Source organism: Butyrivibrio sp. XB500-5, assembly GCF_003625505.1.
GTDB lineage: Bacteria > Bacillota > Clostridia > Lachnospirales > Lachnospiraceae > Butyrivibrio.
In genome coordinates, this window is the sequence record NZ_RAIS01000007.1 from 176,821 (window position 1) to 203,028 (window position 26,208).

21 protein-coding genes are annotated in these 26,208 nt (G+C 42.6%); 19 read left to right on the forward strand and 2 right to left on the reverse strand.

Annotated features, from left to right (window positions below; translation table 11 throughout):
* Positions 1-8: 8 nt before the first annotated feature.
* From D6856_RS13130 to D6856_RS13170, 9 genes are all read left to right on the forward strand, one after another.
* Positions 9-368: a DUF1667 domain-containing protein gene (locus tag D6856_RS13130; protein ID WP_092250158.1), complete on the forward strand. Its 360-nt coding sequence runs from the start codon at positions 9-11 to the stop codon at positions 366-368.
* Positions 369-431: 63 nt separating this feature from the next.
* The gene (locus D6856_RS13135; RefSeq protein ID WP_092250161.1) at positions 432-974 is read left to right on the forward strand and encodes a cysteine hydrolase family protein; all 543 of its coding nucleotides are present in this window, start codon (positions 432-434) and stop codon (positions 972-974) included.
* A 216-nt stretch (positions 975-1,190) separates the two neighbouring features.
* Positions 1,191-2,579: an argininosuccinate lyase gene (argH, locus tag D6856_RS13140; protein ID WP_120687267.1), complete on the forward strand. Its 1,389-nt coding sequence runs from the start codon at positions 1,191-1,193 to the stop codon at positions 2,577-2,579.
* 65 nt (positions 2,580-2,644) lie between these two features.
* Complete coding sequence (gene asd / locus D6856_RS13145) at positions 2,645-3,730, forward strand: aspartate-semialdehyde dehydrogenase (RefSeq protein WP_092250167.1); 1,086 nt, start codon at positions 2,645-2,647, stop codon at positions 3,728-3,730.
* Positions 3,731-3,740: 10 nt separating this feature from the next.
* Positions 3,741-5,120 (forward strand): ATP-binding protein, encoded by a 1,380-nt coding sequence (locus D6856_RS13150; protein WP_120687268.1) that lies wholly within the window; start codon positions 3,741-3,743, stop codon positions 5,118-5,120.
* Positions 5,113-7,230 carry a DNA topoisomerase gene (locus tag D6856_RS13155; RefSeq protein ID WP_120687269.1) on the forward strand — a complete coding sequence of 706 codons (2,118 nt, stop codon included), beginning with the start codon at positions 5,113-5,115 and terminating at the stop codon, positions 7,228-7,230. Before D6856_RS13150 ends, D6856_RS13155 begins: the two co-directional genes overlap by 8 nt.
* Position 7,231: 1 nt before the next feature.
* Positions 7,232-7,906 carry a UDP-N-acetylglucosamine pyrophosphorylase gene (locus D6856_RS13160; RefSeq protein WP_120687270.1) on the forward strand — a complete coding sequence of 225 codons (675 nt, stop codon included), beginning with the start codon at positions 7,232-7,234 and terminating at the stop codon, positions 7,904-7,906.
* Between the two features lie 245 nt (positions 7,907-8,151).
* A complete protein-coding gene (locus D6856_RS13165) occupies positions 8,152-8,844 on the forward strand; it encodes an iron-sulfur cluster assembly scaffold protein (protein WP_092250179.1) in 693 nt (230 codons plus the stop codon).
* Positions 8,845-8,867: 23 nt separating this feature from the next.
* A complete protein-coding gene (locus D6856_RS13170; RefSeq protein ID WP_120687271.1) occupies positions 8,868-9,887 on the forward strand; it encodes a GGGtGRT protein in 1,020 nt (339 codons plus the stop codon).
* Positions 9,888-10,089: 202 nt separating this feature from the next.
* Here the strand turns inward: D6856_RS13170 and D6856_RS13175 are convergent, their stop codons facing one another.
* Both D6856_RS13175 and D6856_RS13180 read right to left on the reverse strand, forming a co-directional pair.
* Positions 10,090-11,565, reverse strand: coding sequence for a sensor domain-containing diguanylate cyclase (locus tag D6856_RS13175; RefSeq protein WP_120687272.1), 1,476 nt, complete (start codon positions 11,563-11,565; stop codon positions 10,090-10,092).
* A 17-nt stretch (positions 11,566-11,582) separates the two neighbouring features.
* Positions 11,583-12,974 (reverse strand): GGDEF domain-containing protein, encoded by a 1,392-nt coding sequence (locus D6856_RS13180; RefSeq protein WP_120687273.1) that lies wholly within the window; start codon positions 12,972-12,974, stop codon positions 11,583-11,585.
* 402 nt (positions 12,975-13,376) lie between these two features.
* Between D6856_RS13180 and D6856_RS13185 the strand changes: the two genes are divergently transcribed.
* From D6856_RS13185 to D6856_RS13230, 10 genes are all read left to right on the forward strand, one after another.
* Positions 13,377-15,083 carry an FHA domain-containing protein gene (locus tag D6856_RS13185; protein WP_120687274.1) on the forward strand — a complete coding sequence of 569 codons (1,707 nt, stop codon included), beginning with the start codon at positions 13,377-13,379 and terminating at the stop codon, positions 15,081-15,083.
* A gap of 1 nt (position 15,084) precedes the next feature.
* The gene (gene essC, locus D6856_RS13190; protein WP_207667280.1) at positions 15,085-19,647 is read left to right on the forward strand and encodes a type VII secretion protein EssC; all 4,563 of its coding nucleotides are present in this window, start codon (positions 15,085-15,087) and stop codon (positions 19,645-19,647) included.
* A gap of 21 nt (positions 19,648-19,668) precedes the next feature.
* Entirely contained in the window at positions 19,669-19,980 is a 312-nt protein-coding gene (locus D6856_RS13195; RefSeq protein WP_120687276.1) for a WXG100 family type VII secretion target, read from the forward strand.
* A gap of 15 nt (positions 19,981-19,995) precedes the next feature.
* Positions 19,996-20,301 carry a hypothetical protein gene (locus D6856_RS13200; protein ID WP_120687277.1) on the forward strand — a complete coding sequence of 102 codons (306 nt, stop codon included), beginning with the start codon at positions 19,996-19,998 and terminating at the stop codon, positions 20,299-20,301.
* A 98-nt stretch (positions 20,302-20,399) separates the two neighbouring features.
* A complete protein-coding gene (locus D6856_RS13205) occupies positions 20,400-20,666 on the forward strand; it encodes a hypothetical protein (protein ID WP_120687278.1) in 267 nt (88 codons plus the stop codon).
* Between the two features lie 36 nt (positions 20,667-20,702).
* Positions 20,703-20,951 carry a hypothetical protein gene (locus D6856_RS13210; protein WP_120687279.1) on the forward strand — a complete coding sequence of 83 codons (249 nt, stop codon included), beginning with the start codon at positions 20,703-20,705 and terminating at the stop codon, positions 20,949-20,951.
* Positions 20,952-20,963: 12 nt separating this feature from the next.
* A complete protein-coding gene (locus D6856_RS13215; protein ID WP_120687280.1) occupies positions 20,964-21,992 on the forward strand; it encodes a hypothetical protein in 1,029 nt (342 codons plus the stop codon).
* Positions 21,993-22,012: 20 nt separating this feature from the next.
* Complete coding sequence (locus D6856_RS13220; protein ID WP_120687281.1) at positions 22,013-22,867, forward strand: FHA domain-containing protein; 855 nt, start codon at positions 22,013-22,015, stop codon at positions 22,865-22,867.
* Positions 22,868-22,883: 16 nt separating this feature from the next.
* Complete coding sequence (locus D6856_RS13225) at positions 22,884-23,147, forward strand: DUF5082 domain-containing protein (protein WP_120687282.1); 264 nt, start codon at positions 22,884-22,886, stop codon at positions 23,145-23,147.
* On the forward strand, positions 23,144-26,107 hold the full coding sequence (locus D6856_RS13230; RefSeq protein ID WP_120687283.1) for a hypothetical protein: 2,964 nt from the start codon (positions 23,144-23,146) through the stop codon (positions 26,105-26,107). The genes D6856_RS13225 and D6856_RS13230 overlap by 4 nt, the downstream gene beginning before the upstream one ends.
* Positions 26,108-26,208 lie beyond the last annotated feature (101 nt).

Sequence of the window (26,208 nt, forward strand, 5' to 3'; positions counted from 1 at the left end):
GTAAGCATATGGAAAAGAGAGAACTTACATGCATAGGTTGTCCCATGGGCTGCATGCTTACCGTAATCCTTGAAAACGGCGAAGTCACAGAGGTTACCGGAAACACCTGCCAAAAGGGCGATATCTACGCACGAAAAGAAGTGGTCAATCCGACAAGGATAGTCACAAGCACCGTAAAAGTAACGGGCGGCGAGAAAGAGCGCGTCTCCGTTAAGACCGCATCAGACATACCAAAGGATAAGATCTTCGAAGTCATGAAGGCTATCGACGCCGCAAGCATCAGTGCTCCCGTGAACATCGGCGATACAGTTATCAAAGACGTCGCCGGAACCGGAGTGGATGTCATAGCGACCAAGAATATTTCTTGACATTCTTATAAAGTAGTACAATACTTTGAATAATACTTATGACTACTTTATGAGGAGAGAATGATGAGAAAACTACTGGTTGTCGTTGATATGCAAAAAGACTTTGTTGACGGAGCGCTCGGAACCAAGGAAGCACAGGCTGTTGTTCCCGCCGTTGTTAAGAAGATCGGCGAGTACGCATCCGAAGACATCTTCGTTACAAGAGATACACATCAGTCTGATTATATGACTACTCAGGAGGGCAAGAACCTTCCAGTTGAGCATTGCATCGAGGGAAGCGCGGGCTGGCAGATAGATGCCGAAGTTCAGAAAGCCCTTGATTCCAAGAAGGACGCAGACAAGATAACATATGTAAATAAGCCTACATTCGGCTCCGTTGATCTTGCAGCCAAGATAAAAGAAATCGCGGCAAAAGAGGAGATCTCTGTAGAACTTATCGGTGTTTGCACCGACATCTGCGTTGTTTCGAATGCTCTTTTAATAAAGGCGAATCTCCCTGAGGCAAGAATCTGTGTAGATGCTTCCTGCTGCGCCGGAGTAACTCCCGACAAGCACAAAGCAGCGCTCGAAACCATGAGTTCATGCCAGATTGCGATCATAGAGTGAGAACCAAGCCACAGACTGTGGGTTAAATCGCAAACAATTGTAGCAAAAATTAATGCAAATGTCCGTCATGTGCGGACATTTGTTTTTTTGCCCAAAACTTCTTTTGAAACCAAAAAAGATTTGTGTAATATTTTACATTGTCTTTGGAATTTATATATGTTAAGTTGTGATTATAATTTTTTATTACTTTACTATGAAAAAGCGGAGAATAAGAAAATGGCGCAACTTTGGGGCGGTAGATTTACAGGAAGTATCAACGAACTGGCATGGAATTTCAACGCTTCCATCACGTTCGATAAGAGATTTTTGGAAGTGGATGTACGAGGCAGCAAGGCTCATGCGACAATGCTTGCCAAGCAGGGCATCATCACTGAGGAAGAGAGAGACCTCATATTAAAGGGACTTGATTCGATCCTTGAGGATGTCAAGGCAGGTAAGCTTGAGATCAGCACCAAGTACGAGGATATCCACAGTTTTCTTGAGGCTAACCTCATTGAGAGAGTGGGAGATGCCGGCAAGAAGGTTCACACGGGACGCAGCCGTAACGATCAGGTTGCGCTTGATATGAGACTTTACGCAAGGGGCGAAGTCGAGCATATGGCAGATCTTCTTAAGAATATGCTTGAGACTCTGGACAACATCATGAAGGACGGCATCGATACATATATGCCCGGTTTTACACACCTTCAGAAGGCACAGCCCGTTACACTTGCTCACCACGTGGGCGCATACTTTGAGATGTTCAAAAGAGATCTCTTAAGGATGAAGGACATATATAATAGAATGAACTATTGTCCTTTGGGAGCAGGAGCACTTGCAGGAACAACGTATCCTCTCGACAGAGAGTACACGGCGCAGCTCCTTGATTTCTACGGACCGACGCTCAACAGCATGGATTCCGTATCCGACAGAGATTACCTTATAGAGTTCTTGTCAGCGCTGTCTACTGTCATGATGCATCTTTCAAGATTCAGCGAAGAGATCATCATCTGGAACTGCAATGAGTACAGATTTGTAGACATAGACGATGCGTATTCAACCGGAAGCAGCATTATGCCGCAGAAGAAGAATCCTGACATCGCGGAGCTCGTAAGAGGTAAGACAGGTCGAGTTTATGGCGACTTGATGTCTCTTTTGACAACAATGAAGGGCATACCGCTTGCATACAACAAGGATATGCAGGAGGACAAGGAGGCGGCATTCGATGCGATCGATACAGTTTCTGACTGCCTTACACTATTTGCAGACATGCTAAGAACTATCAAATTCAATAAGGAACCGATGGAAAAGAGCGCGATGATGGGCTTTACCAACGCTACTGATGCGGCAGATTACCTGGTAAATAAGGGAATGCCGTTTAGAGATGCGCATTCTGTTATCGGAAGACTTGTTCTTTATTGTATAGATAAGAAGTGTGCGATCGATGATCTTGAGTTAAAAGAGCTGAAGGAATTCTCCGAGCTTTTTGACGAAGATATCTTTGATGCGATAAGCCTTGAGACATGCGTAAGCAAGCGTCTTACTATCGGAGCTCCCGGAGCGGATGCGATGAAGAAGGTAATAGAGCTCAACGGCAAGTTCCTTAAAGAGTTCGAGATGCACTGATAAACAGGCAAATATATTTTTTCACATAAAGGATCATATTTAATTTTAGGAGGAGTAACAGTATTATGAGTAACAAATTGCAGGTTGCCGTACTTGGCGGTACAGGAATGGTTGGACAGAGATTCATCTCTATCCTCAACAATCACCCTTGGTTTGAGGTTAAGACAATCGCAGCCAGCCCTCGTTCGGCAGGACAGACTTACGAAGAGGCAGTAGGAAACAGATGGAAGATGGATGGTCCTATTCCCGATTCTGTAAAGAACATCGTTATCAAGGACGTTACTGATGTTAAGGGCGTTTCTGAGGACGTTGATTTTGTTCTTTCAGCCGTAAACATGTCTAAGGATGAGATCAAGGCTATCGAGGAAGAGTACGCTAAGACTGAGACACCTGTTGTTTCCAATAACAGTGCACACAGATGGACACCCGATGTTCCCATGATCATCCCTGAGATCAACCCTGAGCATATGGATGTTATCGAGTTCCAGAAAAAGAGACTTGGCACAAACGCAGGTTTCATCGCTGTTAAGCCCAACTGCTCAATCCAGAGCTACACACCCGCTCTTACAGCATGGAAAGAGTTTGAGCCCTACGAGGTAGTAGCTACAACATACCAGGCTATCTCAGGTGCAGGTAAGAACTTCGAAGAGTGGCCCGAGATGGTTGGCAACGTTATTCCTTTCATTTCAGGTGAGGAAGAGAAGTCAGAAAAAGAGCCCCTCAGAATCTGGGGTAAGGTTGAGAACGGCGTGATCGTTCCTGCCGATGACGTTAAGATCACATGTCAGTGCATCAGAATTCCTGTTCTTTACGGACACACAGCTGCTGCATTCGTTAAGTTCAAAAAGAACCCTACAAAGGAGCAGCTCATCGAGAAACTTGAGCAGTTCTCAGGACTTCCTCAGAAACTCGAGCTTCCCAGCGCTCCCAAGCAGTTCATCCAGTACATGCAGGAGGACAACAGACCTCAGATCACACTTGATGTTAACTATGAGAACGGTATGGGCGTAAGCATCGGAAGAATCCGTGAGGACAGCGTTTACGATTGGAAGTTCGTTGGTCTTTCACACAACACACTTCGTGGTGCTGCAGGCGGAGCCGTAGAGTGCGCAGAGCTTCTTAAGGCAAGCGGATACATCAACAAAAAGTGATAAAAGTATAATGATGGAAGCGCAAAGATCTGAAGATTTACGTTTTTTAAACAGATACTATGAGAGCGGATTATCCAATATTCTTGTTGTCTACGGACACAGGAATATTGAGCATTCTGCTCTTTTGTCCAAATTTACGGAAAACAGAAAGAGCTTTTATTATTCTGCTCGCTCCGCATCTGAGAGGGAGCAGCTCTTTTTGTGGACCGGAGAACTTAAAAGTAACAGGATCGCCGTTAAAGACAATCCTACTTATGCTGATATCTTTACTGCTTGCGCGGAATCTGCAGGCAAGGCTCCGTTTATTTTTATTGTCAGGAATTTCGAGAATATCATTAAGACAAGCCCCGGTTTCATGGAGTCGCTTGTAAGCTTTGTAAAAGAGTATGGCAGATACAGGCAGATACTCGTTCTTCTTGTGAGCCACGATATCAACTGGGTCGAAAACAGCATGGTCGGACAGATGGGAAGCTTTGCTGCCGATGTCGTGGGATTTAGGAAGATCAAGCCTCTTCCGTTCTCGTCTATGAGAGCATTCTATCCCAAGATGAGCTACAAAGACGCGGTTCTTTCGTATTCTGTACTTGGCGGTCAGACGGCTTTATGGAGATACTTTGACGACTCTTTATCCTTTAAAGAAAACGTCTGCAAGAATATTCTTGATCCTTCGTCATATCTATACGGAGAGGCGCTTAGGCTCACCTCCAAGGATTTAAGAGAGACGTCCGTTTATCACACGATCCTGTCCGTTATGGCAAGAGGAATCAACAAGCTCAACGATATATATCATGCGACGGGCTTTTCCAGAGCCAAGATATCGGTTTATCTTAAGACCTTGATTCATCATGATTTTGCGAGCAAGGTTTATTCATTCGGAAATGCGGGAAGAGAGAATGTTGTAAAGGGAGCCTATAAGATAGAGGACCCTTTGCTGGATTTCTATTTCAGATTTATCTTCCCTAATGAAAGTAGTCTTACGCAGATGCCTGCGGAGCAATTTTATGATATATTTATATCGGCAGGAATGCAAAGCTACGCATCGGAATATTTCAAGACGGTATGTCGCGAATACCTTTACAGAAGCATGGACAGAGGGATCTTTCCGTTCGATGTATCTGAAGAGGGTGAGTGGATAGGAAAATCCGGCAATCTGGATATCATCGTACAGAGTGATACCGGAGATACCGCCATTGGAATGTGTTTTTGGCAGAAACAGGCGACTCACGCCGACTTAGAAAGCCTTTGGTCCTGCGCAAAAAAAGCAAGACTTGAGGGAGATTATTTCTATCTGTTCTCAACGGTAGGGTTTGACGCTTGGCTGATTGATGCGTCGATGAAGCCCGATTCCAAGCTGAGACTCATAGGTATAGATGAATTAACGAATGGCTAAGAGCGTTTACATTGCTGAAAAACCTAGTGTTGCCCAGGCTTTTGCCTCGGCGATGAAGATAAATTTTTCCAGGAAAGACGGTTACCTGGAGTCTGATGATGCTATTGTAACGTGGTGCGTCGGACACCTGGTAACCATGAGCTATCCTGAAGTCTACGACGATAAGTACAAGAGGTGGTCGCTCGACACACTTCCTTTTATCCCACAGAATTTTAAATACGAAGTTATAGGGAATGTTTCCAAGCAGTTTAGGACCGTGAAAGGCCTTTTGACCAGAGACGACGTCGATACGATATATATATGCACCGACTCGGGACGCGAGGGTGAATACATATACCGTCTTGTTGACATGCAGGCGGGAGTTACGGGTAAGACGAGGAAAAGAGTCTGGATCGACTCGCAGACTGAGGACGAGATCCTGCGCGGAATACGAGAAGCCAAGGATGACTCCGAGTATGATAATCTCGGCGCTTCCGCTTTTCTTAGGGCAAAAGAGGATTACCTCATGGGTATCAATTTCTCCAGAGCTCTGACGCTGAAATATGCGTATTCCATCAAGAATTACCTTAATCTTGATAAATGCGTTATTTCGGTCGGACGAGTAATGACCTGCGTTTTGGGCATTGTAGTCGACAGGGAAAGAGAGATACGAGAGTTTGTAAAGACGCCTTTTTACCGTGTCCTTGCAGGTGTAAATATCGGCGGAAAAGAGTGTGATGCCGAGTGGAGAGTTACGCCCGAATCTTTCTACGACAATTCGCCCAAGCTCTACAGCGAGAAGGGCTTTAAGACCAAAGAGGATGCGCAGGAGCTGATAACGTCTCTCGGTGCTGTTCCTGTGGAAGCCACAGTAGTTAAGTGTGAGAAGAAAAAAGAAGTCAAGAACGCGCCGCTTCTGTATAACCTTGCGGAGCTTCAAAATGACTGCTCGAGATTTTTTAAGATAAATCCCGACGAGACGCTGGCTGTAGCTCAGGAATTATATGAAAAGAAACTGACGACTTATCCAAGAACCGATGCGCGTGTAATGTCTAGTGCCATCGCCAAGGTCATCAGTCAGAATATAAAGGGACTTACTTCGTATGAACCGTGCGCCGTGTTTGCCAAGGCAATCCTGCAGCATGAGTCCTATAAAGGTATTGAGAAGACAAGATATGTCAACGACAAAGCAATTACAGACCACTATGCAATTATTCCGACAGGCCAGGGATTATCGGCACTTGGAAGCTTGTCGCCGACATCGGCCAAGGTCTATGAGATAATAGTAAGGCGTTTTCTTGCCGTCTTTTACCCGTCAGCGACCTACAGTAAAGTGGCGCTTTCGCTTACCATGGACAGCAAGGAACACGAAGGCAAGATCGAGAGCTTTTTTGCCAACTTCAAGATATTGACCGCCAAGGGATATCTGCATGTTATGGACTATTCCTTCTTTAAGGACAAGGCCAAGAATAATGATGACAAGGACGACAATAAGGAGAGCGAAGAGGAGACCGTGACCGATGAGGAACTCTTCGAGCACCTTCAGAAATTAAAGAAGGGCGACAAGCTCTCCGCAGAGTCTTTTAACCTAAAAGAAGGCGAGACTTCGCCGCCCAAGAGATACAACTCCGGAACGATCATCCTTACGATGGAGAATGCCGGACAGTTTATCGAAGATGAGGAGCTACGCGCTCAGATCAAGGGCTCGGGAATCGGAACGAGTGCGACGAGAGCGGGTATACTTACTAAGCTCGTCAACATTAAGTACCTTAATCTTAATAAAAAGACCCAGATAATCACGCCCACACAGATGGGAGAGATGGTCTATGAGACCGTTGCGTGCTCGATGAAGCCCATGCTCAATCCCGCGCTTACGGCAAGCTGGGAGAAGGGACTTACGGGCGTCGCGAACGGAGAGATCTCCGAAAACGAGTATATGACGAAGCTTGACGACTTCGTAAGTAAGAGGACGAACCTTGTTAAGGACAACGATTACAGAGGGCTTTTGCGTTCAAGGTTTGACTACGTTGCATCAAATTATAAGAGCACAGCTAAGAGCGGAGCAAAGAAGGCCGGAACAGCCAAGAAGTCTGCCGGCAAGAAGGCTTCCGATAAAGTAAAGGAGAATTAAAATGGAAGAATTTAAGATTTCAAATATGTATGATCTGAACGAGACTATCGCTGCGGATTTCATGAAGACCAAGGAGTATCCGTGGGAGCTTCTTGCAGGGATCAAGGATTATATCATAGAGCTTGGAAACAAGCTTCCCGCAGACAAGTTCGAAAAGCGCGGTGAGAACGTTTGGGTTGCAAAGAGCGCAAAGGTTTTTGACTCCGCTTATATCGGCGGACCTTGCATCATTGATGAGGACGCGGAAGTAAGACAGTGTGCGTTTATCAGAGGAAGTGCGATCGTTGGAAAGGGCGCGGTTGTAGGAAACTCAACAGAGCTTAAGAACGTAATCCTCTTTAATAAGGTTCAGGTTCCTCATTACAACTATGTCGGAGATTCGATCCTCGGCTTTAAGTCACACATGGGCGCAGGTTCTATCACATCCAATGTTAAGAGCGACAAGAAGCTCGTTGTAGTTAAGAACGGCGAGAACGACAAGGTTGAGACAGGTCTTAAGAAGATGGGAGCTATGCTCGGTGACAACGTTGAGGTTGGATGTAACTCAGTCCTCAATCCCGGAACGGTCATCGGAAGATGGAGTAACGTGTATCCTCTTTCCAGCGTAAGAGGCTGTATTCCTGCGCATCACATCTTCAAAGATAAGGATCACATTGTAGAGAAAACGGAAGACTAAATATGCAAGCATGTAGGCATTTTGACTTATGACGCCTATATCATGTTAAATTTATAACATTACCATTGAAATATGCGCAGTTTTGTGTAAAAATAGGTTTTGGCGAATGTGTTTGGCAACTCTTTTTTGAGAAATATACGTTTGCCATCTATGACCGTGCTTGGCAGGCACATCTATGGTCAGTCTAAACAAATCAGGTAGTAAGTAATGAATAATTACTTTACAATATGAAAGGAGATTTTCACATGATTTACTCAACAGAGGTAAAGAATATGTGTCCCGTAACACAAGGGGTACATCATGGCGCTGCCCCTATTCCCGAAGAGGCTAAGTGGGTTCAGTCCAAAGAGGTTAAGGATATTTCCGGCTATACACATGGTATCGGCTGGTGTGCACCTCAGCAGGGTTGCTGCAAGCTTTCACTTAACGTTAAGGAAGGTATCATTCAGGAGGCACTTGTAGAGACAATCGGTTGCTCAGGAATGACACATTCAGCAGCTATGGCATCTGAGATTCTTCCCGGACTTACAGTTCTCGAGGCTCTCAACACAGACCTTGTTTGTGACGCTATCAACACAGCTATGAGAGAGCTCTTCCTTCAGATCGTATACGGAAGAACACAGTCTGCATTCTCAGAGGGCGGACTTGTTATCGGTGCAGGTCTTGAGGATCTTGGTAAGGGTGCTCGTTCAATGGTTGGTACAACTTACGGAACACTTGACAAGGGACCTCGTTATCTTGAGCTTACAGATGGTTACATCACAGAGGTTGCTCTTGATGAGAACGACGAGATCATCGGATACAAGTATGTTAACTTCGGCAAGATGATGGACTTCATCAAGGCCGGTGATGACGCTAACACAGCTATAGAGAAGGCTAAGGGTCAGTACGGACGTGTAGCTGACGCTGCCAGATTCATTGATCCCAGAAAAGAGTAATTTAAGGTAAGGAGGAATATAAAATGGCTTTATTTGAATCATATGAAAGAAGAGAGCCCCAGATCCTGGCTTGCCTTAAGGAGTATGGGATTTCTTCAGTAGAAGAGTGTAGAGATATTACAATGGCTGCAGGCATCGATGTTTACAAGCTCATCGAGGGCATCCAGCCTATCTGCTTCGAGAACGCTAAGTGGGCTTACACAGTAGGTGCCGCTATCGCTATCAAGAAGGGCTGCCGTAAGGCTTCTGAGGCTGCTGCTGCAATCGGTATCGGTCTTCAGGCTTTCTGCATTCCCGGATCTGTTGCAGACCGTCGTAAGGTTGGTCTTGGACATGGTAACCTTGGTAAGATGCTTCTTGAAGAGGATACAGAGTGCTTCGCATTCCTTGCAGGTCACGAGTCATTCGCTGCTGCTGAGGGTGCTATCGGTATCGCTGAGAAGGCTAACAAGGTTCGTCAGAAACCCCTTAGAGTTATCCTTAACGGTCTTGGAAAAGACGCAGCTCAGATCATTTCTCGTATCAACGGTTTCACATATGTTGAGACACAGTACGATTACTACACAGGCGAGGTAAAGGAAGTATTCAGAAAGTGCTACTCTAAGGACGCTGATTCACCTCGTGCAAAGGTTAACTGCTACGGCGCTAACGACGTACAGGAAGGTGTTGCTATCATGTGGAAGGAGAACGTTGACGTATCTATCACAGGTAACTCAACCAATCCTACAAGATTCCAGCATCCCGTTGCAGGAACATACAAGAAGGAGCGCACAGAGGCAGGCAAGAAGTACTTTTCAGTTGCTTCAGGCGGTGGTACAGGACGTACACTTCATCCCGATAACATGGCTGCAGGCCCCGCTTCTTACGGTATGACAGATACTATGGGTCGTATGCACTCAGATGCTCAGTTCGCAGGATCTTCATCAGTTCCCGCTCACGTTGAGATGATGGGTCTTATCGGCGCTGGTAACAACCCGATGGTTGGTATGACTGTTTCTACAGCCGTTTCAATCGAAGAAGCTGCTAAGGCTGGTAAATTCTGACCTTGATTACTTAACGAGGTCCTTTCGAGTTTAGTAAGCAAGGTCATTCGGGCGAGCGCAACGCGCGAGAGCCGAACTTCCACTGAACTTGGTGAGGTTCTTTCGAACCTAATAAGCAAGGTCGTTCGATCGAGCACGAAGTGCGAGAGTCGAACTTCTACTGATAATAAAATCCCCGGAGGGTTTCCTCCGGGGATTATTTTTATCTCCTCTTTTCGGGATGTGCTTTGTAGAATTCGTTTTTGTCTTTGTACATCCGCTCGTCTGCATATCTCATGGCAAGTCGCAGGTTACCTTCGGTTTCATCGTGATAGTAGCCTATTGCGAAGCACAGCCATTCGGGATCGCTTGCAAGTTCGCGGAGCTTATCAACTTTCTTTTTAAAGTCTTCTTCGCTTCCGTGAGTGGAGATGATCGAGAACTCATCGCCGCCTGCGCGGTAGATTTTGTCGTCGGGGAAGACCTCTTTTAATATGTTCGCAGCTGCTACGATAAGCTTATCGCCAGCGTCATGACCCTGATTATCATTTACCGTCTTAAGACCGTTGAGATCGCAGAATGCAACGGTGAATGGTCTTGGATCAAATTCCATTTTGAGAGCAAGCTCATCGACGTCTACGTTCATACAGTTTCTGTTCTTTACGCCTGTAAGGATATCTACATTGCTGAGATATTCGAGTCTTTCAAGGAATAGGTGATTGGCAACCTCCGCTGATAAGAAGAAGGATACCATCTCAATAGTTTCTTTTACGCGAGTTACGCTTGATACATCAAAGTTTGTGATGTAGAGGAAGCCGATTATCTCGCCTTGATGGATGAAAGGAACAAGACATAAGCTGAATATTTTATAAGGCTTTAATGTAGCTATCCATTCGGGGGCGATGGATTCATAATATGCTACATCATGTTCATCCTTGATGATGATACAATTTGATGTTTTAAATAACCGTTCCCAACTTGCTACAACTGAGAAGGGAACCTGCTTGAATATCTCTTTTAAGCTTACATTCGGATCGTCAGTCACACCGCTTATGACCTCGTATTTTTCAAGGTCGCCCTGATAACTGAGAACACTGGCTGCGTTTGATCCCGTATATTCTCTGATATATTTTGTTACAGTATCCATGCTGGAGTAGAAGTCATTTTCGTTTCTGAGCTCCAGACAAGTTTTTATAACAAAAGAGGCGATGTCGGGAGATACGTTTGAATACTTATTGGTGTCCATCTCTTTGTTGAGAGTGTACATGAACTGGCAATATGCGACGTTGGGCTCTTTTTTATCATCCGCAACTTCGATCGGGATCATGTAATCCTCGGTCCAGAAGCCGTACATCATTGTGGTATCAACATAGGTATGGATAGGCTGTTTTTTCCAAGCGGCTTTATAGCAGAAATCCTCGAATTTCGGCTCTTTCGGAACATTGATGGTATATTCCGCACCTAGCATTTTTTCTTCGATCTCTTTGATCTTTTGGGCAACATCTTTTTGTTCTCCCGGATCTTCTTCCTGGAAGAACATAGCTATGCAGTCCATTATAAAAGACCTATTCATGGCAAAATATCGCATTTCCTTAAAGTTGCCTTGATCATCCACTTCAACCTCAAATATTGCGGCTGAAGAGGATACGGCATTTACTGCGGTATTAAGCCTCTCGTAAAGATCATTACGATTACCCATTTGAACACCGTCCTTTTTTATTTAACCATGTCAGGATAATTATAATAAAACTCTTCGTTAAACTCTCTTTCGTATTTGTTAGCATAGCGCATTGCCGAATGAAGTGCGCCGTCAGTGTTGTCTGTGTAATATCCGACCGTGAAATAGATCCATGCGGGATCTTTGGCTTTTTCTTTAAGTCTCTTTACCTTTTCTTCAAACTCTTTTTCTGTCGAGTTAGTGGAGATAATGGCAAATTCATCACCGGATGACCTGTAAATATAGTCATTTTTAAAGGTGTCCTTCAGAAGCTGAGCTGCTTCCTTAAGGAGCTTATTTCCGGCCTCGTGACCACCGTCTTTGTTGACTGTCTTGAGAGTGTTGAGATAGCAGAATGCGACACTGAAAGGCATGGGCTTGATGCTGAGCTGAGCAGCAAGCTCATCGACCTTGTTGTTCATGGCATTTCTGTTATAAACACCGGTTCTTGCATCGATAAGGCTAAGGCTCCTTAGCCTTTCTATAAAGATGTGGTGAGCGGTCTCCGATGAAAGGAAAACGGAGAGAATCTCAATTGTGTTCTTGATCTTGGTTAAATTTGCTACATCAAAGTTGGTGATATAAAGATATCCGATGATCGTGTTCTGATGTATAAACGGGACAAGACATAGTGCTCTGACATCGTTATCTCTTAAAGTTCTGACCCACTCGGGAGCCTTGGATTCATAATACTGCATATCATCTTCATTTCTTATGATGATACAGTTGGTATCTGCCACCAATTCTTCCCATGATTCAACGATCTCATAAGGAACATCGGAAAAGATATCCCGAAGGCAGACTTCATTGTTAAGTACGTTCTCCGAAACAACATCAAATTTATACAGATCTCTTGATATGGTCATTATGCTGGCAGCATAACTGTCAGTAAATTCTCTTATATCTTTTGTCACCATATCCATCTTGGTGTAAAAATCATCTCCACCTCGTAGTTTAAGACATGTTTCTATGACAAAAGAAGCAATGTCGGGCTGAATGATTGAATATTTGCTTGCATCCATCTCTTTTGTCAGAAAATATGTCAGCTGGCAATATCCGATATCCGAGCCTTTCTCATGGACGATTGGGATAGTAGTGTTCTCAGTCCAGAATCCGTAAAGCTTTCTGGTGTCCAGATATGCGTGATAGGATTCGCCTTCAAACGCAGCCTTATAGCATATGTCTTCAAATTTGGGATCTTTTGGAAAATAGTCCGTGTAGAGTTTTCCTTCAACATCTTCATTGGTCATGCTGAAAGAATCGTTGGCGGCAACAACCTTTATTTCGCCGCATATACCTTCTCCTCTGCGCTGAACCGACAAGATAGCGCACGGGGCATTGCATAGGGAAACATAAGTTTTGAAATTATCGTATGTAATCGGTATCGACAATTTTTTATCCTCCGAAAAACAGACTACGCATAATGCAACACTATATATATATGATAGCTTCAAATTAACTAATAATCAAACATAAAAGTGATAAAAAAACATAAAAAAACATGAAAACATAATAAAGTAGAGAAAATTTCGTATTAGGTAACAAATTAAGGAATTTTGTAAAAATTCAATCCGCGCCAATGTTGCATAAATACTGATGTTGGCAGGTGTAGCTGCACCCATAAAGAGATCAACTTAACCGATTAAGGTTGACAGATTTGTTCATAAATGTTAAAGTAAATTGTCACATTTGTTAAAGCAAATTGTTCTATTGAAAGACAAAGTGATTTATTGAAAAGGAGTTAACTTTTAATACAGATAGTTATTTACAAATAACCTGTAGGAGGCGACGTGATGAAAAGGAAAGAGTGCTATGCAAAGAGAATTCTGATTGGGGCAATGGCATTGTGCATGGCTCTTTCACCCGTAACAACATACGCGGCAGAAGGGGCGAGCAGCGCAGCGACAAGTAGCACAGAAGAAACAACGGGGACAGATTTTACAAACAATAATGAAAAGGAGAACACAGCGCTTGAGGATTCAAGCAGTGAAGCAAGCAGCGAAGAATTTGCGACATCAACTGTTGCGGATGCTGTAGATGCAGGAAACGGAGTGGTTCAGATCAACTGTGTATACACCGACGATGACGGCTCAAGCCACATCATAAAAGGTGCGACCGGTTTTATCGTAGGAGCACAGGGAGACAATTCCAAGCAATACATTATTACAAGTAAGAATGGAATCGTACCTGATAAGACCACCAGAAAGAATGCATTAAAGAGTTTTGGAATAAAAGATATAAGTGACAAGCTCGACGATATCTCTTACGAAGTGGTCGTAACAGTAGATATGACAGTCAGCTGTGAACTGTATCAGCAGAGCGATAAGCTCGACATGGCTGTATTTACTCCAAGCGAAAATCTTGTAAACAGAAAACCGCTTTCAATTTATACATCAGATGACGGATTCACCAATGATCTTCCGTATAATACGACAGATTACGTGCATTCGATCGGTTATCCGGATGAGATAAATTATGACAAGAACCCCCAGAGATATGACAAGAAAGACACTATCATATCATCGGGAAAGATTGTTAATATTCACAGCCTCGATGATGTTTACGTCATCACACATAACGCTGAGGTTGGTCAGAATAACTGCGGTGGACCGCTTGTAAACGAAAACGGAGACGTGATCGGAATGAATGTCCTTAAAAAGGACGGACAGTACTCGGTAGCAATAGATTCCACAGAGATCGTCAATGTTTTGGATTCATTCGGTATCGCTTACAACAAGCTTACTCCGGGCACAGTTAAGCCTGAGATTGAGGAGTCAACGACAGGAGCCTCTGTCATATATATAAACAACCGTACAACCGGAAACGTTGCAACCGATAATTATTCAAATACAATTTTAATAATTCTCATCGCAGTGATCGTATTACTGCTCGCTACGATGATCGCGGTTGTAATGATCCTTCTTGGAAAAAAACCTGCTATCACAGAGGAAGAAAAGAAAAAGCGCACAGAGGAAAAGCAAAGACGTGCTGAAGAAAAGGCCAAGAAGAAGGCTGAGAAGGAAGCAAAGAAAAGAGAAAAGCTTCTTCCGGAAAGACCGTTCCCCAAGCCTGATCTTAGTGATACCAATGAGAATCAGAGCGGCGGAACAGGAATGGAAACAGGATCGCTTTCACATTCAAGCGATGAAGGAACTGCACTTCTTGCAGAAGGCCCCGTTATAACAAAGAGCACAAACGGCTCATTTAACGGCGGAACGCTTATAAGAAAGAAAACGGGAGACAACATTCTCCTTTGCAAAGAAGAAACAACGATAGGAAAAGATTCACTACACGTTGATTACTGCATACGTGATAACAGTGCGATCAGCAGAATACATGCAGCATTCACTGTTAATTCACAGGGTGTATGCGTTGAAGATAAGAATTCTACCAACGGAACATTCGTAAACGGAACCAAGCTTGGAGAGGGAGAGACCAAGCTGCTTAACAAAGGGGATGTGATCAGACTTGCTAATGAGGAATTCGAATATAGAAAATGACATGTTGAGATATAAGCTCATCGTGTATGGAAACAAACTATATAAAGAAACTGTTATTCCCGATGACGTCGAGAACATCCTTATCGGTACGGCTAAGGAAGCTCAGATACGTCTTCCAAAGGGACTTTATTCGGAAGAGTTTCAGATAACGCTTAAAAAGCAGGCAGATACCTACGTCATGATGTGCGGCGAAGGAAACTATATCCTTAACGACTCGGGTGGAAAAGAGTATATGCATGAGCTTGTACCCGGTGACAGAGTTAAGGTCTGCTATGAAGGAACGGATATAACCGCCATTAAGATGGACTTCTCACTGGACTTTGGTAAGGTTCAGGACGATTACGATCTTCACATTGAGATCGGGGATACTTCCGTAATCTCGATAGGCGGAAACAACTGTGATATCAAGCTTAAGGGCTTGGGATCGTCAACACAGAAATGCGTCATTAAAAAAGATAATGACAAATACATAGTTGATGCTTCCGGACTCAGATTCGGAGTTGAGATAAACGGTATCACCTGGAAGGGAAATCGGGTGAAACTCAGAAATAAACAGTTCCTTACCGTTTTCGGAATATCTTTTTACTTAAACGAAGGTGAACTGTACACCGTATCGGACGGAAGGGTTGAGACACAGCTTAGGGCATACGTTGTAAAGGAACAGAACAACAGGTTCAAATATCCTGAGTTCATACAGAACGTAAGACTCCAATACATTCAGCCAAAGGAAAGACTCAACGTCATCCCGCCAAAGTCAGAAGCACAGCAGCAGCCGTGGACAACACTCTTAACCATGCTGCCGATGTTCATCATGATAATGATGATGACAGTCATGAGAACCAGGATGTACGGCGGAAGCGGAAACAACTCGTTCATGATAATGTACGGCCTCATGTACGGCTGCATGTTCGGAATGACAATTGTGCTGTTCTTTGTAAACAGAAGAAAAGTTAAACAGCAGAACAAGCGCAGAGTTGAAGTATATAACGAATATCTTGTCAAAAAAGATGAAGAGATAAAAAAAGAACGCGAAGAAGAGCGTGTTATCTCACAGAAAATGAACATCTTACCTGATGAGATGATAAATCAGATACAGAACTTTGATGCAAGATTATTTGAAAAATGTCCGGAACATGAGGATTATCTCACGGTACCGATCGGACTTGGTAAGATAGAAGCCTTTAACCAGGTTGAGTTTAGGGAACAGGATGAGCTGGATACTTCGGATCCTCTCATGGCATATCCCGAAGAATTACATGACAAGTACGAGACGATTGAACAGATGCCTATAACGCTTCATCTTAAAGACGTCAACGCACTTGGGTTTGTCGGAGAAAGACATAAGCTCCTGAGCATGGTCAGAAACATTATGATCACGCTTTCGGGACAGCATTATTTCAAAGACGTAAAGTTCTATCTGTTGATACATCCGGAAGATGTCCCGGATTTTGAGTGGGCCAGATGGCTTCAGAATCTGTCGGACATGGGAATACGTAACATCATGTATGATCCCGACAGTAAGAAAGTCATTCTGGATAAGATGTATAACGAACTCTCTGCAAGAGAGGGAAAAAAGGAAAGTAGTTATGATGATAAAAAAGGGGATTCTACACACTATGTGGTCTTTGCATATAGGTCAAAAGAGTTAATCGAACATCCAATTACCAATTTCATAAAAAATGCCAAGAATATGGGATTTACTTTCCTTTTCTTCGATGAGTGTAAAGAGCTTTTGCACAAAGCCTGCGACGAAGTTATCTATCTTGAATCCGAAGGAAACAAAGGATTCATTCAGGAAGCAAAAGACGCAGTGAAGATGCAGGGCTTTGAGTATAAAGAACTTACGGAGAGCCAGGCCGGCGAGGCGGCTATAAAGCTCGCTTGCGTTCATGTAAACGAGATAAGCCTTGAGAGCACGCTTACCAAGAACATTACTTTCTATGAGTTGTACAACATACTCACAGCTTACGATCTTAAGATCGGAGAGAGATGGGCAAGCTCAAAGATTTTCGAGAGTATGTCGGCGCCGATCGGTGTTGATGCATCGGGAAGTAAAGTCAGCCTTGATATTCACGAAAAAGGCCACGGCCCTCACGGACTTGTTGCAGGTACAACCGGTGCCGGTAAGTCAGAGCTTTTGCAGACATATGTACTTTCGATGTGTACGCAGTTTCATCCGTATGAAGTCGGATTTATCATTATCGACTTTAAGGGTGGTGGAATGGCTAACCAGTTCAAGAAGCTTCCACACCTTAACGGAGCTATCACCAATATTGACGGTAAGCAGGTCAACCGCTCACTCATGTCAATAAAAGCTGAGCTTATGAAGAGACAGAGACTTTTCGCGGAAGCGGAAGTCAATGCCATTGACAATTACATAGATCTTTATAAAAGAGGCGAAGTGAAGATACCGCTGCCGCATCTCATTCTTATAGTCGATGAGTTTGCCGAGCTGAAAGCGGATCAGCCCGATTTCATGCAGGAGCTTATCAGTGCCGCACGTATCGGACGAAGCCTTGGAGTACATTTGATACTCGCAACACAGAAGCCTTCAGGTGTCGTTAACGATCAGATCTGGAGTAACTCTCGTTTCAAGCTCTGCCTTAAGGTGCAGGATAAGTCGGATTCAAACGAAGTACTTAAATCACCTCTTGCCGCAGAGATCAGAGAGCCCGGTCGATGCTATCTGGAAGTTGGTAACAACGAGATATTCCAGCTACTTCAATCCGCATACAGCGGAGCGCCGGCGGGAGTCGGAGCAGTTGATAAGACGACAAAGTTTGAGATATCCGAAGTTAACTTTATGGGAGCCAAAAGAACTCTCTATAAGCAGGCACCTGAAAAGGAAGAGGCCAATATCACGCAGCTTGATGCGATAGTTGATTACATCGCGGAATACTGCAAGGAAAAAGACATTGAAAAGCTTTCACCTATATGTCTTCCGCCTCTTGAAGAGCTTATTGAGTATAAGAAATACGAAAGAGATTCCAAGAAGGAAACGGATGTCGTTGTTCCGCTTGGTGTCTATGACGATCCCGAGAATCAGTTGCAGGATGTCATTAAGCTCAACCTGACAAAGGAAAATACCTATGTTACAGGATCGGCACTTATGGGAAAGACCAACTTTGTTCAGTGCCTGATAAGAGGACTTGCCGATGGATACGGAGCTGATGAAGTATCAATATACATACTTGATTTTGCTTCAATGATCCTTCGTAATTTCGGATCACTTGCACACGTCGGCGGTGTTGTGACGATCAAGGATGAGACAATGCTCAAGCAGTTCTTTGCTATGATCGTCAATACAATAGATGAAAGACAAAAGATGTTTGCGGAGATGGGACTTAGTTCTTTCTCGGCATACAGAGAAGCGGGATATAAAGAGCTTACCCAGATAGTTGTTTTAGTTGAGAACTTCTCAGCGTTTAAAGCAACCTATGAAGATTACGATGATACTTTTTTAAGTATTTGCCAGGACGGATTATCCGTCGGAGTATCTGTTGTGATCACCAATCCCACAGCTACGGGAATCGGATTTAAGCTACTTACCGCTTTTGGCCGCAAGATAGCATTTTACTGTAATGATTCAACACAGTATACGACTCTCTTTGACAGATGCAAGCTCGAGCCCGATGAGGTTTCGGGCAGAGCGATCACAACTATTGATGGTCAGATAAGAGAGTTTCAGACATATCTGGCATTTGATGCCAAAAAAGAAGTTGAGAGAATTGATAAGATCCGTAAATTTGTTGCTGAGGTCAACGAAAGAAGTGACAGCCGCGCAGCAAGGATTCCTACAATTCCCGAAGCTGTTACGGAAGAATATCTTGATGAGAACTACGGTATCAAGATTGCAAATATTGAAAACTACAGGATACCGGTCGGCATAAGTTATTCTTCGATAGAACCTGTTTATCTGGACTTTGCAAGACAGACACTGTTCTCACTTATGGGAACGGCGGAGTCAGGCAGATTACCGTTTATACGAACGGTTACAGATATGCTTAACAGGTACAGAGAAATTGCTCCTACTAAACTTTATGTTATAGATGATGTCTCAAGAGAACTGTCATTTGTTCAAGATCTTGAGATAACCGTAGGCTATTCGATAACTACAGAAGATGTATGCACTTATATCAATGAAGTTAGTGCGGAGCTGGGACGAAGGTACGATGAAATGGCCAAAGATCCCGATATGATCTCTAAGGAGCCTATGCTGGTGATCATGATAAATACACCGCTGGCTATCGATGACATCATGGGAGATGAGCAAGTATTTTATCTGTACAAAGTCATTACAAGCAAGCTGAGAGGCTACAGAGCTTGTATCATGCACACCAATCTCGACAATGTTGCTATTACATATAAGTCGGGCGAAATTCTTAGACAGCTGTCCGAAGAGGGTACGCACCTATTCTTTGAGGACGCCAATAAGGTTAAAGCCATTGACTTACCGAATGCTTTTGTTAAGCAGAATAGCAGAAAGATTGAGAAAGATGATGCATTTTACATAGATAACGGCGTGATCTGTAAAGTTAAGACGATTACGTCAAAACACCAATAAAAGGAAAAGGAGAAAAAAGAAATGGGAACATCAGAAGTAATTGAGTTTAATTACTCGGAGGTAAGCGCATGTATGTCAGATTACCTCAAGGTAAAAAACAGAGTTGTTGAAAAGGTTGATCAGCTTGCAGATCTTATCACTAAGGATGCAGATGCGTGGACAGGTGCAGACGCTGATTATGCGAGAGCACTTCTTGCGAATGCACGCGATAAGGTTAGGATTATCGATGAAAATATCGGTACTTGCAGCAAACTTCTTGATAATGCAAGTAATAATTTCGCAGCTAATGAAGCAAGAAACGCAAATATGATGAGTCAGGCATACTTTGGATAATAGGAGGAAAGAGAAATGGCAAATCCAGTATTAAAAATGAACGCAAGTGCGGTGCTTAGCAAGGCTTCCACAATTGAGGAGATCTCAGCAGCACTTGAAGCAGATATGAAGGAAGTAGACGCTATCACAGCTAGAATTCAGGCAGCAACTAAGGGTGCATTCAGCCTTGCATATGTAACAACAACCGATGAGGTAAGTGTAGATATGTCAAAGCACTCAAAGAAGGTTGGCGTTATCGGCGAAGCTTCAAGACAGGCCGTTGCAAATACACAGGCAGTCGACGAGCAGAACGCTTCTACAGTCAAGGTTCGTACTGTCTAAATTATTTATTTTTTTTCAATATGTTTCCGGGCAATATATTTGCCCGGACTCATATTATAAAAACGCTTATATCACTGAAGATGATCGGAGGGAAAGAAATGAGTGACAAGATCAGCAGACTCAATGAATATATAAGGATGCTTAATGATGAAAAGCAGAAAGTTGAAGGAAACGTACATGGACCCGTTTCCAATTATAAGCTTGATCATAACGACAAGTGGCGCGGCAATCTGTATGAAAACGCAACACATAAAAAGGGAGCCATATCCGGATCACTTTTATTGTACAACGCCGGAATAGATGAAGTTATTAAAAGAATTGAAGAAGTAAAGCTTTTGGTAGAAGAGGAAGAATCCGAAGGCTGACAGATACGTTCATTTTGAAGAAGGAAGGATTCAAAAATGGATGATAGAGTAATTGTTATTTTTAAAAACGAACAAAACCCGGGCGGGAGAGATATAGAGATACCGCTCAATATTACAGGAAATGAACTTATATATGGATTAAAAGAAAGCTTTAATCTTGAGATTGATATAGACAATCCCGAAGAAAGCTACCTCAGAATGGAAAACCCGATCGGACTTATTCGAGGCGACACCAAGCTTATTGAGTACGGTATTCGAAACGGTTCGGTCATTTTTGCAGAATAAAGGTGATAACTGATGAAAAATCTATTATTGGTCAGTTTAGATAAAGAATACGTAATTAATATATTGGGAACTCTTACGGAGGAAATATCGGAAGATTATCAGATCGAAGTCATAACCGATAGTGTTTACCTTGAGAGTTATGTACAGACTCCGCATAAGGTAGATACCCTCCTTATTGATGAGAGTCTATTGGACGTTTATCCGAACAATCAGTCGATCGGACATAAATACCTTATTACCGAAACGGACAAGATAGGAGCAAACGTCATAAGTAAATACTCCGGAGTACCCGGAATAATGAAGATACTTGGCGCTGATTACATGCGAAGAAGTAAGAGAATAGACGCCGGTAAGACAAGGATCCACGATGTGATAAGTGTTAATGATCCCAAGATCAAGACCATTGCAGCTATTACGATTGCCAAGCACCTTTCGGCCTATGGAAGAAAAGTTTTGTACATATCGGCTGATAACCTTCAGGACTTCAATGTGTATATGAAAGACAAAGAGTCTTTTGCAGGTGAAGAAGAGGCGCTTTCAATAAAAGCTGTCATCAAGGGGATAACGGGAAAACTCGACGGACTTGTCAAAAATGATGACTTTGATTATATACCGCAGTTCGAACATCTTTTGTCTTCATACGGAATGACGTCCGGTGCGATGCTGTGCATAGCGGAAGAGATACAAAAGTTTGATATCTATGATGACATTATCATCGATCATCCTTTTGGTTTTTCCGTAGATACGGTCACAAGACTTGAGAACAGCAAGAGCATCGTGATCATCTCGGATCAAAGTGAAGATGCAATAAGAAAGATCGAAAAGCTTTTGGATAACACCAAAGAAGTAACGGAGAACAGCACGCTTGTATGTTATCCGTATGAAAATGAAAGCAGCAATATCTTTTCATCGGATAAGACATTCTGCGGTTTAAATATATGTGAAACTAGGGAAAAGATAGATATAAAAGACAATTCAAATATTATTGAGGAACTGGTTGAAATGAAAGCCTTCAGAGATACCGCTGAAGCGATTCTCTGATAGAACGAAAGGTAAACGCTATGATAAAGAATCAGTTTAAAAACCAAATAATGTATGAGATAGAAGAAAAAGACATTGTCTCAAAACTCGGAGTCAATTCCGTAATCCGCAGCAACGATTACATGCTTCCGCTTAGGGAGATAAGCTATAACGGAAAGAAAACCATTGTCTGCGGAATTGAGAAATATGTAAAAGAGACGGCTTCCGGAATCGATGAAAACAAAATAATTGTTTTCATAAGATCTTTGGCAGAACTTCTTAAACTGTGCGTCGGAAGCGCGTTCCTTGATCGCTCGTATATAGACATTACAAATGAGACATTTTTCTATGACAGAGATGAAGATACTTTCAGGTTACCTGTTATACCCGTAGATAACGACGACAGCATAGCAGGCAGAGAGAACTGGGATGATGCGATACGCAGCTTCTTGATAGAGATGTTAAGCGGCGCGATCTTCAATGAATCTCTTTTGCATTTCAGATACGGACTTCAGAATACGGACGATGTCATTAAATATATATCCGAGAACGCTCCTTTTTTAATTTGTACAGAAGGAGGAAAAAATATAGCGGAGAGTGAGCTTGAGTTTGAGTATTCAGGTGAATTCGGAACATTCACTTTCTATATTTGTAAAGATGAATTCGTGATCGGAAAGGATAGCGACTGCGACGGAGTGCTCAGCATGAATCCTGCGATATCAAGGAGGCATTGCATGTTAAAGCGAACCCAAGGCGGATGGTTTGTTGAGGACCTTGGAAGCAGTAACGGTACATATGTTGGAAATGTAAGTATCGAACAGGGGAATCCCGTCCGTGTTCGTAACGGAGAAACAGTAAGAATATCAGACATGGAATTTACCGTGCATATATCATAGAGATCGGAGATTAAGTATGGATAAGGCAGCTATAATAAATCAACTTGAGGAATACAAAAAAAGTCTTGGCGGAGAGAAAAATACGACAAATACATTGAAAGAAAATGTATCGGGATATGATCTTACCGCATCAGGACGTTGGATAGGAAATCTGGAAGTCACCGGAGAGGATCATAAAAGCGGAGTGACAAGCGCGATAGGTTCATATGGTGACGGGATAGAGACAGTAATCAAGAAGATAGATGAAGTAATAGAAAAAATCAGTGAGGCAGAAGAATGATATACAGAATAGATGTTAATAAAGGAAAATTTTATGATGCGAAGCTTACCAGAAATTTCTGTGAAAGAATGCTTACTGCAGCGCAAGACTATTGCAGAAAGTCATCAGATACCGATGATGCATACAAGGATTTTGCCGCTAATGAAGGATTCCAGGGCTTGGCAGCCGATAACACCAAAAATTTCGTATTGAACGGAATGGGAACCATGAACCGGGATATTGCCGATGAGCATAGGAAGATGGTTGAGGATCAGGAAAGCTTGATAGAGTGCTTTGAAAAAACTGTGGATTCCGATCCCAATGCAATAATCGATTACGATGCTCTTGATAAGATCAATACTGACCTTACGGGCTATCACAGTTCTTTCGGAAGTATTGCGGGAAGAGTGGAAGCAATAATTAATGCTCTTGATATGCTTGTCGGACCTGATTACGGAACGTTTCCCCGTCCCGACAGGGGAACGGTCGACAATAAATTTACAGCGCTCTGCGGTGGTGATGGTGACGGAGGATATATCAGGGAATGTCAGAATAAGTTAATTAAATTCGATGAAGATATGACCGCATACCTCGGTCAAAATGACACTGAAACTTTCCTTGGAGATGTTACATCCAAAACATCAAGGTCTGCAGGAGTGTTTGCTGAGTATGGTGATGCTCCTATGCCTATACTTAAGACACCTCAGAACTTCAAGGTGGTCAAGGATGTTACAAACAATAACAATGCGCAGGGAGCGGCAGGACTGACGGGATTTAGTTCACCGGCCTTGGAAGCTGCACAAAAACAGGCTATGGATAAGAACAGCCCATTTTATGACATCAAACATTTCGGCGGTAATCATGAGGATAACGGATCCGGATGGAAAGGATTCTGCATTGATGAAAATCCTGCCACGATTTATTTAAGTTTAGCTTTTGAAGGTTACAGGCTGGTGGCAAATGATCAGGACAAGGAACTGTACAAATATCTTAAGCCAAAAAGAAATAATTGGAATGAATATGCTGAGCAAGGCGGATATGAAATTAGGAATTCGTTTTTATATGATGATACCGATCTTGGTATCTACTATTTGTTGAACAGAATAAACACCTCAGATACTGCAGCTTCCAACATTATGTTTGAGCAATTGAAATATTTGGATGACATTTCCTTTGAGAAACAAATGGGCTTCTCCAGAAGAGGTAAAAACGGTGATTTAAATTACAGATTCTTCAATGCAGATTTCCGCAATGAAACAGAGGAAAGTATAGCATTATATGATACCGGTGCACTTGATGCAATGATTCAGAAAAGAGCCCTTGAATATAAAGGAAATGAAAATCTGTTTAAAAAGAATTATGGTGGGGTCAGATTATTGAATTCTGACGGAAGCTACAATCTGTATGCACTTGAGCTGATCAGAAAAGAAGTCATTGAGGAAAAAAGATCAGAAATCTTTTATATGCAGCCTGAATATAATATGGACGGTAAACTTATAAATACTCTTGAGGAGGGTCGAGGAAGCAAGGATGCCAAGGGTACATTGTCGCTAATAAATAAGCTTTCTTTTTATTGTGACAAACATGGATTTGATATGACTGCAAGAAGCCTTAATAAGGGAGTTATCGCTCCCGATAATAACGAGATTAACAATGCTCTGACAAACGGAGAATCTGTAACCTTCTCGGCAAAGAATTTTGAGCTTACGGACGAAACAACCAAAAGGAGTTTTACTGTAGACGGTGAAGAACAGCTCGTTGTAGCGGGGGTAAAGGATGATAAACTTGTAGTTTCATATAAAGGACAAAAATGGCTGTATGATCCTAAATCCGGTGCCAACACTAATGCGGCGAATGATTTTTATGCTGTAAAAGTTTCGCGTAAAGCTGAGGGAAACATAACTCCTAAAGGAGCCAATCCGTTTTATGACAACACTATTTGGGAAGACTATAAGATAGAAAAAAGAAATGTAGATGGAATGGAGTTAAATAAATACCATTTTACTAAAATTGAGAACCTTGCTGCTTTCGCTGCGAATCAAAAACTACCGGGATTTGAAAAGTCTACTGTTGGGGATGAAGAAATTGAAAGAGTGAAGAATGCGATCACTGCCATGGGAAACGCAGGTTCATATGATGTTAACAGGGCAATGATATTGGAAAGAGCATACAAGGATAAGCCCGAAGAATTTAAAAAGAAATACGGATTTGATCTGTATGATGCACAAGGCAATTTGAACGTTGAATATATAATGCTTGACTATTACCAGAAAAGCGGACATAAAATGTTGATCGATTGTAGAACAAAAGAAGGTGAAGAAATTTATGTAAATTGGCTGAAAAACTATTATAAGGATAATTCAAGAGTCTATAAAGATGTTTATGGAAAGAACCTTTGTGATGTGCCGGATGCTGAACTTGATGCTAACTGCAGGAAGAATTATGAGAATGCTAAGGTTGAAAACTTAAAGAAGGGATTGCATGTAATAGAGCTTCCTGAGGCGCAAAGAAGGCATTATACCGAGACGGTTGAAAATGAGAATATCAAGTTTGAGCAGTATTGCAAAGCTCATGGCGATAACTTGAAGATTAAAGATATGAGTGGCCTTTCTACGCAAGATAGATTAAAGAAAGTAAAAAAATCTGATTTCAATGCGCGAAGGGAAGCCATGATGCATGACAATATACCTACTAGTGATGAGATCAAGAAAGCTAAAGATGCCGGATACGATATGTATTTCGAGTGCTCCGATCCATATTATCTTGAAGACGAAAAAGGAAACACCGGAGTTATCGGTCTTGGTGAGCTCCGTTCAAAAGAGATGGAAATATTGGATGTTAAGAACATCAAGGGTACAGATGGAGTGGAGAGAGAAAAATACGTTGTATCCTGCAACGGCAAGCAGTATTATTACGATCCGATCGCACATGGAAAGGACTGTAGTAATTTCTACGCCATGAAGGTTGAGACAAAGAAATAAATATAGTAGGTAAAAGACAAAGAGACGGTACTTTTTATTTAACAAGACCAAAGTAAGATCTTAGGGGATGGTTACAAATAAAAAGGAAAGTTGGAAAGGGT